The organism is Ensifer sesbaniae (assembly GCF_013283665.1).
GTDB classification, from domain to species: Bacteria; Pseudomonadota; Alphaproteobacteria; order Rhizobiales; family Rhizobiaceae; genus Ensifer; species Ensifer sesbaniae.
This window is the reverse complement of sequence record NZ_JABEKU010000002.1, coordinates 2,099,109-2,111,020: the sequence shown is the minus strand read 5'-3', so window position 1 is coordinate 2,111,020 and position 11,912 is coordinate 2,099,109. Positions and strand designations below refer to the sequence as shown.

The window sequence follows — 11,912 nt, the reverse complement described above, 5'->3', positions numbered from 1 at the left end:
CGCTGCCGGCCCCTCCGGCGCCGCGACGGCGGGCCGGATGAGTAAAACCATCTGCAGGCGGTCAGATCGACACGCCAAATGGTTGCGGCATTTTCGATTAACTTGCTTAGCGGCCGCGCTGGCCGAAGAGAGAAGCTGTCTCGCGGGTCTGTACCCGCAGCATCGCGTTCCAGAGCTGAAGAACGAAACGCGGCTGAAACTGGCTCGCAAGCTTGCGCTGCGACAACATGATAGGTCTCCGATAGTTTTGGACAGCATGCATATAGTGCATCACAAAGGATCGTGCCAGAGCGCCCGCGCCGGGGCAGACCTGCGCGCCAAGCATATGTGGAAAGTGGTAGAAGAGGGGCGAAATACCTGACGTGAAAAACAAAATGCCGGGATGATTTTCATCATCCCGGCCAGTTGGCTTCACTGGGAGGAGAGTTTTTCTTTAGAGCTTCAGACCTTCTTGCGGTTTTTCTGTCGATAGACGTCGATGACGACGGCGGCGACGATGATCAGGCCCTTGACGATTTCCTGATAGTAGGCGTCGACGCGCAGGAAGGTGAAACCAGAGGTCATCACGCCGAGGATAATCGTGCCGATGACCGTGCCGGTGATCCGGCCCACACCGCCGGTCAGCGACGTTCCGCCGATGACGGTCGCGGCGATCGCGTCCAGTTCGTACATGACGCCCATGCCGGCCTGGGCCGTCTGAGCGCGGGCAGCGGTAACGACACCGGCGAGCCCCGCCAGCATGCCGGCAATGGCGTAGACCTTGATCAGGTGCGCTTCGACATTGATGCCCGAGACGCGCGCCGCCTGGACGTTGGCGCCGATTGCGTAGGTGAACTTGCCGTAACGGGTGTAGCGCAGTGCGATGTGGAAGATGATCGCGACGACCAGGAAGACGATGACGGGCCAGATGCCGGTGCCGATGAAGTTGAACTGCTCGGTGAGGCCCGAGACCGGCTGTCCCTTGGTGTACCACTTGGAAATGCCGCGTGCCGACACCATCATGCCGAGCGTGGCGATGAAAGGCGGGATCTTCGTGCGGGCGATGAGCTGGCCGTTGATGACGCCGGCGAGCAAGCCGATGCCGATCCCAAGGCCGATCGGAACGATCGCAGGCATGTCGGTGAGCGACGGATAGAGGGCCCGTGGCCAGGTTGATGCCTGAGCGACGCTTGCCGAGATCATCGCCGTCATGCCGACGACGGAGCCTGAGGAGAGATCGATGCCGCCGGTGATGATGACCTGGGTCACGCCGACGGCGATGATGCCGATCACCGAGACCTGCAGGATCATGATCGTCAGGCGCTGCGAATTCATGAGGAAGCTCTGGCCAACGAAGATCCAGCCGAGAACTTCATAGACGAGGGCGATGCCGATCAGCACCAGGAAGATGTTGAATTCGGGCGGCAGGCGGCGCTTTGCGCCAACGAGCGCCGTGCTCGTGCCCTGTGCGGCGACATTGGTATCCATTTTCATTCCTCCCTTTCGTCGGGTCGCTTCCCGCTCAGCTCGCGGCGAGCTCCATGACCTTGATCTGGGTTGCTTCCGCCCTGTCGAGGAAGCCGGTGACGCGGCCCTCGTGCATGACCATGATGCGGTCGCTCATGCCGAGCACCTCTGGCATTTCCGAAGAAATCATGATGACGGCGACACCGTTTCGCGCCAGCTCGGTGACGAGGCGGTGGATTTCCGCCTTGGCGCCCACATCGATGCCGCGTGTCGGCTCGTCGAGGATCAGGATGCGCGGATTGGTGAGCAGCCAGCGGCCGATCAGCACTTTCTGCTGGTTACCGCCGGAGAGGTTCTCGATGCGCTCCTGCAAGTTCGGCGTCTTAACGCGCAGCTTGCGGCTCATCTCTTCGCAAGCGACGGTGATCTGCTTCTCGGTGACGAAGCCGCCCTTAACGAAGCGATCCTGGAGCACGGCGATCTGCATGTTTTCGAGGATGTCGAGGATCAGAAGACAGCCCGTGTCCTTGCGGTCCTCGGTCAGGAACGCCATGCGGTTCTTGATAGCCGTGTTCGGGCTGTCGATCGAAAGCGCCTTGCCGTCGATCGCAATCGTGCCGGAACTCGCCGGTGTCACGCCAAAGAGCGTTTCGGCGACATTCGAGCGGCCGGAGCCGACGAGGCCGGCGATCCCGAGGATTTCCCCGGCGCGGACATCGAAGGAGACATCGCGGAAGACACCGTCGAGCGCCAGGTTCTTCACCGAAAGCACGACGTCGCCGATCGGCACTTCCTCTTTCGGGAACATCTGGGTGATCTCGCGGCCAACCATCATGCGAATGATGTCATCGCGGGTGACGTCGCTCGAGGCATGGGTGCCGATGAACTTGCCGTCGCGGAACACCGAGAACTCGTCGGCGATCTCGAAGAGCTCGTTCATCTTGTGGGTGATGTAGACAATACCGATGCCCTGTTCGCGCAGGTCGCGGATGATCTCGAACAGGTGCGCGACCTCACGCTCGGTCAGCGCCGAGGTCGGCTCGTCCATGATCAAGACGTCGGATTCGTAGGAAACCGCCTTGGCGATCTCGACCATCTGGCGGTTGGCGACTGACAGGTGGCGCACCTCGATCTCCGGATCAATCTTGATCTTCAGGCGATCGAAAAGTCGGGCCGTGATGCGGTTCATCTCGCCGTGATCGACGAAGCCGAAGCGGTTCTTCGGTTCGCGGCGGATCCAGATATTTTCCGCCACCGTCATGAACGGCATCAGGTTCAGTTCCTGATGGATCATGGCAATGCCGTTTTCGAGCGCGTCGAGCGGCGACTTTAGACGGATGTCGACGCCTTTCAGCCTGACTTCGCCCTTATCGGGCGTATAGATGCCGGCGAGGATTTTCATCAGCGTGGATTTGCCGGCGCCGTTTTCGCCCATCAGCGCATGGACCGTGCCGCGCTTGAGCTTGAACTCGACGTCGTCGAGGGCAACGACACCCGGGAATTCCTTGCGGATGCCTTCCGCCGAAAGAAGATATTCGGCCTTGGGCACGGCGCCGCTGGCGCGCACGGCTGCCATCGTTGTCGGACTGAGCGTCATTTAATTGCCTCCCCGTCATTTCCGGCTGTTGCCGAAAGGCCTCGTTGCTGGCGGGTCACCAGCCCATTTGTCGCAGGTCGCATCCAACGGGACGCGGACATCCGCAGCGGGACTTGCATTTGAACGAGAGCGCGGAAGTTTCCGCGCTCTCGTTTGAAGGCGATCAGTTCTTCGCCTGATACGTGTCGAGGTTTTCCTTGGTCACCAGCTCGAAGGGAATATAGACCTTCTTTTCGACCGGTTCGCCCTTGGCGAGCTTGAGTGCAGCGTCCACCGAACCCTTGCCCTGGCCGGCAGCGTTCTGGAACACGGTCACGTCGAGGTCGCCCGCAGCCATGGCCGCAAGTGCGTCCTGTGTCGCATCGATACCACCGATGACGACCGAGTCCATCGAGCGGCCAGCGGCCTTCAGCGCCTGGATCGCGCCGATCGCCATTTCGTCGTTGTTCGAAATGACGGCATCGAATTCAACGCCGGCCGACAGCCAGTTCGTCAGGAGGTCGGAGCCCTGGGTACGCGACCAGTTGGCAGTCTGCTCCTCGACGATCTCGATACCCTTGCACTGGTCGGTTGCCAGAACGTCGTGGATATCCTTGGTACGCATGCGGGCAGCCTGGTTGGAGAGTTCGCCCATCATCACGACGGCCTTGCCCTTGCCGTTGAGCATCTTGCAGATTTCCTGCGTCTGCAGCGTGCCGGATTCCTGTTCGTTCGAAGCGACGAAAGCCTGCTTCTCCGGCAGGGTGTCGACGTTGACCGGCTCGCGGTTGACATAGACGAGCGGAATGCCGGCGTCTGCCGCAATCTTCGACATGGCTGCTGTCGCGTCGGTATCGACCGGGTTGACGATGATGGCGCTGACACCGGCGGCGATGAAGTTCTGGATCTGGCTCTGCTGCTTCGAGACATCGTTCTGCGCGTCTTCGATCTGCAGCTCGACGCCGTCGAGGGTCTTTGCGTAGTCGGACATACCGTTGCGCAAGACCGTCAGGAAGTTGTCATCGAAAAGGGCCATCGATACGCCGATGGTCTCGGCATGCGCAACCGTCGACATCATCACTGCCAGCGCTGTGCCCAGCACGAATTTCTTCATAGTCTTTCTCCTCCACAATGGTGCCCGGCGACACCTTCTCCTTGCCGGGAGCGCAATCCTTGCCGGATTGCGCTCATTCACATTGAAAGCGCCACTCCCGTTACGCCTTCAAAGAAAAAACGGAACAAACGAACCAGTAAATTGCAATCACGGAATATGTATTCCATTTTTATGAGGCGCCGTCAAGACCTGTTGCGGCGCCCTCATCGTTTTCCCGTCGCCCGCGGCGACAGGTCAGATCCGGGCTCGAATGTGGTCCATGCTCTGCTTGATCGCAGCAGCGGGATCGGCAACGTCGTGAACTTCGGCGGCAAACGGCTCGAAGGAAAGCGGTCCTGCATAGCCTTCGGTACGCAGGCGCCGGATCTGTCCGACGTTGTCGAGAAGGTCGTCCTGGTCGACCAGAACGCGATGCGAGTCGCGCAGATCGGAAACGGCAATCCGGCCGTCGGTTACGCCGGAAATATGCACGAGCCCGGTCATCTCAGGATAGGTCGCGGGCTCGCCGGCAAGATGGTGGTGGAACGTGTCGTGCACCAGCCGGAAGGTCTTCTCGCCTCCGGTGGCCTTGATCGCCTCGACTGCCTCGGTCTTCGAGCGCAGCGAGCAGATTTCGAAGCCCAGCGGCTCGACGAGGCCGGCGATTCCGGCCGATTCGAGCATCGGTTTCAGTGCGGTAAGTGCTTCGCGAAGATTTGCCTGACGCTCGCCGTCCGCCTGGCCGGAGCCGTCGTTGACGGGAACGAGAACGAGGGCCTTGGCGCCGCAGTCGCGCGCATAGGCGATCAACTCTTCGGCCTCTTTCTGACGCGCCGAATTCCATTCGTTGAAGCGCTGCAGCGCGTTGATGGAGATGATCGTAATGCCGTTGCTGGCGGCGAGTGCCGCTACATCCTTGGCCGGTGTGCCGTCGATGATGGCATTGCCCGCAAGGTCGTTGCGGATTTCAACGGAGGTGATCCCTAGGGACTTTGCAAGTTCGAAGAAGGCGCCGAGCGAAAGGCCGGGCGTCGTCATATGATTGAGGGCGAAGGGCAGGGCTGTCACGGGAATGTCTCCTCCAGTGGGGATGGGTTGCGCGCTATAAATAGAACGTTCATTCCATTTACATCGTCGCGGACATTTCACCAACTGCTGGAGAACAGTCAAAGAGCATGGCGCTCAAACAGCTTGCATTGCTGCAATATTGTCTTTCGTCAATGATATAAATCTATCACGGTTCGCTAGATATTCTCGGGCGTGAAGAGGTCAAAGGGAAGGAATGTTTGCCCTGGGGCGCCCGTCGGACCTTTGTCGATCGCCTGGATCATCAGATTGATCGTTTCGCGTGCCAGGGCCGCGGTTGGGGTCGAAATCGCCAACGTGACGACGTCGTCTCCAAGGGCTGCTCGGGACTCCGGCGTCAGTTCGTTGACGACGGCGATGAGCTTGCCTTCCAGTTTTTCCTCGCGGATAGCCGAGATGGCGCCTTCCATGCCTCCGCCGCAGACGTAGAAGCCGATCAGATCCGGGTGGCGCTGCAAAAGGTTCAGCGTTGCTTCGTGCGTGATCTCGGCCGTGTCGAGGTTGACCATGGTATCAAGGACTTCGAAATCTGGCACATGCTCGCGGAAATAGGAGCGAAACCCGATCTCTCGAAGCTCGTGGCCGAGGAAGCGATGGCTGCCGACGAAGGCTGCCACCTTGCCGGGGCGTTTGGCCGCCTTGGCGATCATCCATGCGGCGGTTCGACCGACCTTGTGGTTGTTGAGCCCGACATAACCTTCACGCACGCCGGCGGCGAAGTCCGAAAGCAGCGAGAAGACCGGAATTCCGCGCTCCTTCAATTCCTCGATCGCGGCCGTGACAGCCGGGTAGTCGGGGGCGACGAGCGCAACTGCCTGGTTTCGCGCCGCGGCAGCGCGGAGCTTGTCGGTTATCGCCGTCGGCGTGGAATTTGCCACGAAGTCGATCTGCGCGAATACGCGCGCGTTCGACAGCGACAATGCGGCGTTCTCGATCTCCTTTGCAACCGCCTTGTAGAAGGACTGCTCCGGCTTCTGCAGCACGAAGGCAAGCTTGTATTGCGGCAGATCCTCGAAGACACGCTGGCGAATGAGGCCGACTGCGTGGTAGCCGATAGACTTGGCAGCCTCGTAGACACGGCGCGCCGTTTCCTCGCGCACGGGATGGCGGCCATTCAGGACGCGATCGACAGTCGCGACACTGACGCCGGCAGCCCGTGCGAGGTCGGCAATGGTCGGACGACTGCTCATCGCTTCCTCCTGATAGGTTTGCATCACGAATGATATGCAGTGAATGACATCATTTGAGAGAATATATCATTGCTGCATTGAGACCTAGCAAAAGTCAACCTATCGTCATTGCACGACATCGGACGCTCCTGGCCAAGCTGGCCGGATCGCAGGGAGGAGAGCAAATGGCGATGGTTCCAACGAAGCGAGATTACAGTCTCCTCGGGCGTGATGCCCAGGCGGCCGTCGCCAACGGCCTTTCGGCCGCGGAGTGGTATCACACGGAGATCCCGCGCAAGCAGATGAAGGAACTGATGAAGCGTGAGGATGGACCGGCCATTCGCGACACCGCGATCTGGCTCGGTTGCCTCGTTCTCTTCGGCGGGCTCGGCATCACCCTCTGGGGCAGCTGGTGGGCCATTCCGTGTTTCCTCGCCTATGGCGTCCTCTACGGCTCGGCCTCTGACAGTCGCTGGCACGAATGCGGGCATGGCACGGCGTTCAAGACGATGTGGATGAACAACGCCGTCTACCAGATCGCCTGCTTCATGATCATGCGCAACCCCGTCACCTGGCGCTGGAGCCACACGCGCCACCACACGGACACCGTCATCGTCGGCCGCGATCCTGAGATCGCCGTCATGCGGCCGCCGGATCTCCTGCGCCTCGTCTTGAACTTCTTCGGTATTCTCGATGTCTGGCATGCGGGCATCGACATGGTCCGCAACACGCTTGGCATCATCAGTGCCGAGGAAGCGACATTCATTCCGGAAATGGAGCAGCCGAAGGCGATCCTTGTTGCCCGCATCTGGTTTGCCATCTACGCGGTAACGATCGCGCTCTCGCTCTACCTCGGTTCGATCCTGCCGCTGATGCTGATCGGTCTGCCGCGGCTTTACGGGGCCTGGCACCATGTGCTGACCGGGCTGCTGCAGCATGGCGGTCTCGCCGACAACGTAACGGACCATCGGCTGAACAGCCGCACTGTCTACATGAACCCGGTCAGCCGCTTCGTCTATTGGAACATGAACTACCATGTGGAGCACCACATGTTCCCGATGGTGCCCTATCACGCGCTGCCGAAGCTTCACGCGATGATCAAGCACGATCTGCCGGCGCCGAACCCGTCGATGCTGCACGGCTATCGCGAGATGATCCCGGCCTTCCTGCGGCAGTTGCGCAACGAGGATTATTTCCTGAAGCGCGAACTGCCGGCGACGGCGAAGCCCTACCGCGAGGAGTTTCACAGCGACGCGATCGCGAATGCAGCCGAATAACCAATGAAATCAGGAAATGGGAGGAAATCATGAGCGGAAACTGGGTTGAAGTCTGCGCGGCGGACGAAATCGATGAAGAAGACGTCATCCGATTCGACCACGAAGGTCGCACCTTTGCGGTCTACCGGAGCCCGGACGACGAATATTTCGCGACCGACGGACTTTGCACGCACGAGCATATCCATCTGGCCGACGGCCTCGTGATGGACGACATCATCGAATGTCCGAAGCACAACGGTCGCTTCAACTACAAGACCGGCCAGGCCAAGGGCGCCCCGGTTTGCGTCAACCTGAAGACCTATCCGGTGAAGGTCGAGGCCGGAAGCGTGTTCATCGCGATCGCTTGATTGCGGCTTCAACGCGAAAAGTTCAGCAAGAGCGGGCAGGGAGGGTTGAAATGGGTGGAATCGTCATTGTCGGCGCCGGCGAATGCGGCGCGAGAGCTGCCTTTGCCCTGAGGGAGAAAGGCTGCAACGGGTCAATCACGTTGATCGGCGCCGAGCCGCATCTTCCCTACGAACGGCCGCCGCTTTCGAAGGACGGCGTCAAGGAACAGGTTCAACCGAAATATGTCGCCGATGCCGAACGCTACGCGACCGCAGGGATCGACGTTCTGACCGACAGTCCGGTTAAGGCAATCGACCGCGTCGCCAAGCGCGTCGAACTGGTCGACGGCGGCAGCATCCCCTATGATCGGCTCCTGCTGACGACCGGCGCCCGAGCGCGAACGATACCCGGAACCGATGATGCGTCTCGCCGCGTTCGCACGCTCAGAACGCATGCGGACGCCGAGGAGATCCGGCGCGAACTTCTGCCCGGGCGAAAGCTTGCCATCATCGGTGGCGGATTTATCGGGCTGGAGCTGGCGGCAACGGCGCGCCGGCTCGGGGTGGAGGTTGTCCTCATTGAAGGACTGCCACGCATCCTTTCGCGCGCCGTCCCCGCCGAGATCGCAACCGTCATCGCAGAGCGACACCGCGCGGAAGGCGTCGACATCCGTTGTGATATGAAAATCGATCGCATCGATGCGGATGACGCCGGCGTGCACATCCTGCTTGCGAACGGACAATCGGTCGACGCTGATCTCCTGGTCGTCGGCATTGGCGCGTCGCCGAATACCGAGTTGGCAGAAGCCGCGGGTCTCATGATCGACAATGGCATTGCGGTCGACGCGACGCTCAAGACTTCGGATCCCGATATCTTCGCGGCCGGCGATTGCTGCTCCTATCCGCTCTGTCACTATGGCGACCGGAGGGTGCGCCTTGAGGCCTGGCGCAATGCGCAGGACCAAGGAACGCTTGTTGCCGGCAATCTGCTGGGCGCGGACGAGCCGATCACCAGCGTACCGTGGTTCTGGTCCGACCAATATGACCTGACATTGCAGATTGCCGGACTTGCCGACGGAGCGGCCACAACCGTACGCCGCGACCTCGCCGGCGGCGCCTTCATCCTTTTCCATCTCGACGACGCCGGCCGCCTACTTGCCGCATCCGGTATTGGCTCAGGCAATGTTGTCGCGCGCGATATTCGTCTTGCGGAAATGTTGATTGCCGCCGGAAAACGGCCCGACCCTCGGGCGCTCGTTTCGCCGGAAACCAAACTCAAGGCGCTGCTTGCCGCTTAGTGCGAGCCTTGTCGCCCATCCTCACCTGTTTCACTGACTTCGGAGACTTCTCATGAAAAGCCGCCGCCCGACCGTTGCCGACCTCCTATCGATGAAGGGCAAACGCCAACTCACCATGCTGCGGGTGGAAACACTCGACGAAGCCGAAGCGGCGGAAGCTGCCGGTATCGACCTCGTCTCCGTACCGCCGGCACTGCTGGGGCCGCAGTTTCGGGAAGCAGCGCCAACCTGTTTTGCCTTTCCCGGTCTCGAATATGGCGACTACGTTTCGGCGGAAGAATACATCCGGGCGGCATTCAAAGCGCTGAAGGCCGGCGGTGATGCCGTCTATTGCGCTGCCGGTCTTTCGACCGTCCGGTGCATGCGGGAGGAGGGCATTCCAGTCTGCGGCCATGTCGGGCTCATCCCCTCCAAGGCCACATGGACCGGCGGGTTCCGGGCGGTTGGCAAGACCGCGGCGAGCGCGCTCGAGATCTGGCGGCAAGTCAAAGCACTCGAGGAAGCTGGAGCGTTCGCCGCCGAGATCGAGGTCGTGCCCGGCGACGTCGCATCGGCGATCAGTGCGCGAACCTCCATGCTGATGCTGTCGATGGGGGCGGGTTCGGGTTGCGACGCCCAATACCTGTTCGCCGATGACGTGCTCGGCAGCAACCGCGGCCACGTGCCGCGTCACGCCAAGACCTATCGCAACTTCGCCGCCGAATATGATCGACTTCAGCGGGACCGGATTGGCGCATTCACCGAATTTGCCGAAGACGTTCGATCCGGCGCCTATCCGGAAGAGCGGCATCTCGTTGGCATTGATCAAAGTGAGCTCAAAACGTTCCTGGCCGAACTGGAACGCAATTAGCGCCGGATGACTTGCCTCGGGGAGGGCGGTTGGTATAGTCCATCGGCATCTGAACCTCCCTTTCCGCAGCGGATTTCGATTTGAGCGCCCTTCTCCAGGACAGCCTTACCTTTGTTGCCTTGCTGGCTGTCATCTACGCGGCAACGGTGCTGGTCTATTTCATTCTGGGCTATGGCATCACATGGCTCAACAACCGCAACCCCGAACGCCGCATCCAGAAGGGGCGACGCGGCGAGAAGCGCAAGGCCGCCGAAATCCGCCAGAGCATGGCATCAATCCTCGTCACCTGCACGTCGGTCGCAATCGGTCTCTTCGTCCAGCACCAGGGCTGGACGTTCTTTTCGCCCTGGGATTTCAGCTGGTGGACGGCCGTGCCGCTCTTCCTGCTCTGCATGGTGCTCTTCGACGCCTGGTTCTATTGCGCCCACCGGCTGCTACACACCAAGGCTTTCTACAAGTATCACCTGCTCCACCACCGCAGCGTCGCGCCGACCGTCTGGAGCAACGATTCGATCGGCCTCGTGGATACGGCGTTGTCGCAGGGCTATTATGCCGTCATCACCTTCCTCGTGCCGTTCCCGCCGATCATTCTTTTGGCGCATCGGTTGTTCGACCAGATCAACGGCACCTTCGGCCACGCGGGCTTTGAATACTTTGCCTCGCGTACGGCACGCCATCCCTGGCCCATGCTTTGTACGACCTATCACGACCAGCACCACGCCGAGTTCAAATACAACTACGCCAACTATTTCTCGTTCTGGGACCGGGTGATGGGGACGATCGCGCCGAATTATGATCGGCGGGTGGAGTTGCTGGAAGGGGAGGCGCCAGCGCTCAATTTGCGAAAAGCGCCCAGCGTGACGGGAGCGGTTGAGACTTGAGGGGCTCGTTGAGGCCGCGGTATGGCGACAGGGCGCTCCTTAGGCAACGCGGCAGTATGTCGGTCGTAGCTGCGACCTGTCTGCTGACGCGCGAGTACTCTGGCTCCACTCTAGTCTTCTGGAACTGAACGCTTTGCCTGTTCATGGGAGGTTGAGCAATGGCAAATGCGACTGGCCGACCGACGGCACCATTGATTTTGAGCGAGGCGGAGCGGGAGTATTTGGAGCGGCAGGTGCGTAAGCATCGCGTTGCTCGCTCCATGTCAGAGCGGTGCCGGATCATTCTTCGCTGTGCCGACGGAATTGCGAGCAAGGTCGTTGCCGGCGAACTCGGCGTGCATGAACATACGGTTGGCAAATGGCGGCGGCGCTTTCTTAAAGATCGGCTCGATGGCCTGCTCGACGAAGTTCGCCCTGGCCGGCCCCGCACGATCGGCGATGATCAGATTGCTGCTGTGATCGAGCGCACGCTGCGTTCTACGCCCACGGATGCGACCCATTGGTCGATCCGCTCGATGGCAGGAGCCGCTGGTTTTTCGCACACGACGATCCGCCGGATATGGAACGCCTTCGGCCTGCAGCCCCATCGCAGTGAGACGTCAAGCAACTACGACGTGGCGTCCACACTTCGACTGTTCAACTCGAAGCCGACATCAAAAGCTTTATCGAGCGCCACAACGAAAACCCTAAGCCATATCGCTGGACCAAATCGGCAGACGACATTCTCGCATCCGTCAAGCGCTTCTGTCAGAAGGTCGACAACAGCTTATGACACGAATTTCGGATTCAGATGACTAGTATGGATGAGCAAACTCCAGCGATCGCGTTGCTACGGGCCGCGTTTTGTATGGACACGCGAGGTGGCGATGCTGCATCACAAAAGGGCCTCCGCGCCAACGATTTGTTCCGA

Annotated in this window: 11 protein-coding genes and 1 pseudogene; 6 read left to right on the top strand and 6 right to left on the bottom strand. The window is 60.4% G+C overall.

Annotated elements, in window-relative coordinates; all coding sequences use genetic code 11:
- Window positions 1-106 precede the first annotated feature (106 nt).
- The 6 genes from BHMPCIPO_RS33535 to BHMPCIPO_RS27535 form a co-directional block, all read right to left on the bottom strand.
- On the bottom strand, window positions 107-229 hold the full coding sequence (locus tag BHMPCIPO_RS33535; protein WP_268802306.1) for a hypothetical protein: 123 nt from the start codon (window positions 227-229) through the stop codon (window positions 107-109).
- A 212-nt stretch (window positions 230-441) separates the two neighbouring features.
- Window positions 442-1,467 (bottom strand): ABC transporter permease, encoded by a 1,026-nt coding sequence (locus BHMPCIPO_RS27555; protein ID WP_173519898.1) that lies wholly within the window; start codon window positions 1,465-1,467, stop codon window positions 442-444.
- Window positions 1,468-1,501: 34 nt separating this feature from the next.
- Complete coding sequence (locus tag BHMPCIPO_RS27550; protein ID WP_173519897.1) at window positions 1,502-3,043, bottom strand: sugar ABC transporter ATP-binding protein; 1,542 nt, start codon at window positions 3,041-3,043, stop codon at window positions 1,502-1,504.
- A 163-nt stretch (window positions 3,044-3,206) separates the two neighbouring features.
- Window positions 3,207-4,136, bottom strand: a complete 930-nt coding sequence (locus tag BHMPCIPO_RS27545; RefSeq protein WP_173519896.1) for a sugar ABC transporter substrate-binding protein — start codon at window positions 4,134-4,136, stop codon at window positions 3,207-3,209.
- 234 nt (window positions 4,137-4,370) lie between these two features.
- Window positions 4,371-5,183, bottom strand: coding sequence for a TIM barrel protein (locus BHMPCIPO_RS27540; RefSeq protein ID WP_173519895.1), 813 nt, complete (start codon window positions 5,181-5,183; stop codon window positions 4,371-4,373).
- 176 nt (window positions 5,184-5,359) lie between these two features.
- A complete protein-coding gene (locus BHMPCIPO_RS27535) occupies window positions 5,360-6,391 on the bottom strand; it encodes a LacI family DNA-binding transcriptional regulator (protein ID WP_173519894.1) in 1,032 nt (343 codons plus the stop codon).
- Window positions 6,392-6,555: 164 nt separating this feature from the next.
- Here BHMPCIPO_RS27535 and BHMPCIPO_RS27530 point away from each other — a divergent pair, with 164 nt between their 5' ends.
- The 6 genes and pseudogenes from BHMPCIPO_RS27530 (at window position 6,556) to BHMPCIPO_RS27505 (ending at window position 11,774) form a co-directional block, all read left to right on the top strand.
- A complete protein-coding gene (locus tag BHMPCIPO_RS27530) occupies window positions 6,556-7,647 on the top strand; it encodes a fatty acid desaturase family protein (RefSeq protein ID WP_173519893.1) in 1,092 nt (363 codons plus the stop codon).
- Window positions 7,648-7,676: 29 nt separating this feature from the next.
- Window positions 7,677-7,994, top strand: a complete 318-nt coding sequence (locus tag BHMPCIPO_RS27525) for a MocE family 2Fe-2S type ferredoxin (protein ID WP_173519892.1) — start codon at window positions 7,677-7,679, stop codon at window positions 7,992-7,994.
- 50 nt (window positions 7,995-8,044) lie between these two features.
- Window positions 8,045-9,271: an NAD(P)/FAD-dependent oxidoreductase gene (locus BHMPCIPO_RS27520; RefSeq protein ID WP_173519891.1), complete on the top strand. Its 1,227-nt coding sequence runs from the start codon at window positions 8,045-8,047 to the stop codon at window positions 9,269-9,271.
- A 52-nt stretch (window positions 9,272-9,323) separates the two neighbouring features.
- Complete coding sequence (locus tag BHMPCIPO_RS27515; protein WP_173519890.1) at window positions 9,324-10,121, top strand: 3-methyl-2-oxobutanoate hydroxymethyltransferase; 798 nt, start codon at window positions 9,324-9,326, stop codon at window positions 10,119-10,121.
- A gap of 80 nt (window positions 10,122-10,201) precedes the next feature.
- Complete coding sequence (locus BHMPCIPO_RS27510; RefSeq protein ID WP_173519889.1) at window positions 10,202-11,002, top strand: sterol desaturase family protein; 801 nt, start codon at window positions 10,202-10,204, stop codon at window positions 11,000-11,002.
- A 158-nt stretch (window positions 11,003-11,160) separates the two neighbouring features.
- Window positions 11,161-11,774 (top strand): annotated as a pseudogene (locus BHMPCIPO_RS27505) (helix-turn-helix domain-containing protein).
- Window positions 11,775-11,912: the final 138 nt, after the last annotated feature.

Excerpts from the sequence above, each read along its gene's own strand:
- BHMPCIPO_RS33535 (WP_268802306.1), bottom strand. The coding sequence starts at position 229 with ATGTTGTCGCAGCGCAAGCTTGCGAGCCAGTTTCAGCCGCGTTTCGTT.
- BHMPCIPO_RS27555 (WP_173519898.1), bottom strand. The coding sequence starts at position 1,467 with ATGGATACCAATGTCGCCGCACAGGGCACGAGCACGGCGCTCGTTGGC.
- BHMPCIPO_RS27550 (WP_173519897.1), bottom strand. The coding sequence starts at position 3,043 with ATGACGCTCAGTCCGACAACGATGGCAGCCGTGCGCGCCAGCGGCGCC.
- BHMPCIPO_RS27545 (WP_173519896.1), bottom strand. The coding sequence starts at position 4,136 with ATGAAGAAATTCGTGCTGGGCACAGCGCTGGCAGTGATGATGTCGACG.
- BHMPCIPO_RS27535 (WP_173519894.1), bottom strand. The coding sequence starts at position 6,391 with ATGAGCAGTCGTCCGACCATTGCCGACCTCGCACGGGCTGCCGGCGTC.
- BHMPCIPO_RS27530 (WP_173519893.1), top strand. The coding sequence starts at position 6,556 with ATGGCGATGGTTCCAACGAAGCGAGATTACAGTCTCCTCGGGCGTGAT.
- BHMPCIPO_RS27525 (WP_173519892.1), top strand. The coding sequence starts at position 7,677 with ATGAGCGGAAACTGGGTTGAAGTCTGCGCGGCGGACGAAATCGATGAA.
- BHMPCIPO_RS27520 (WP_173519891.1), top strand. The coding sequence starts at position 8,045 with ATGGGTGGAATCGTCATTGTCGGCGCCGGCGAATGCGGCGCGAGAGCT.
- BHMPCIPO_RS27515 (WP_173519890.1), top strand. The coding sequence starts at position 9,324 with ATGAAAAGCCGCCGCCCGACCGTTGCCGACCTCCTATCGATGAAGGGC.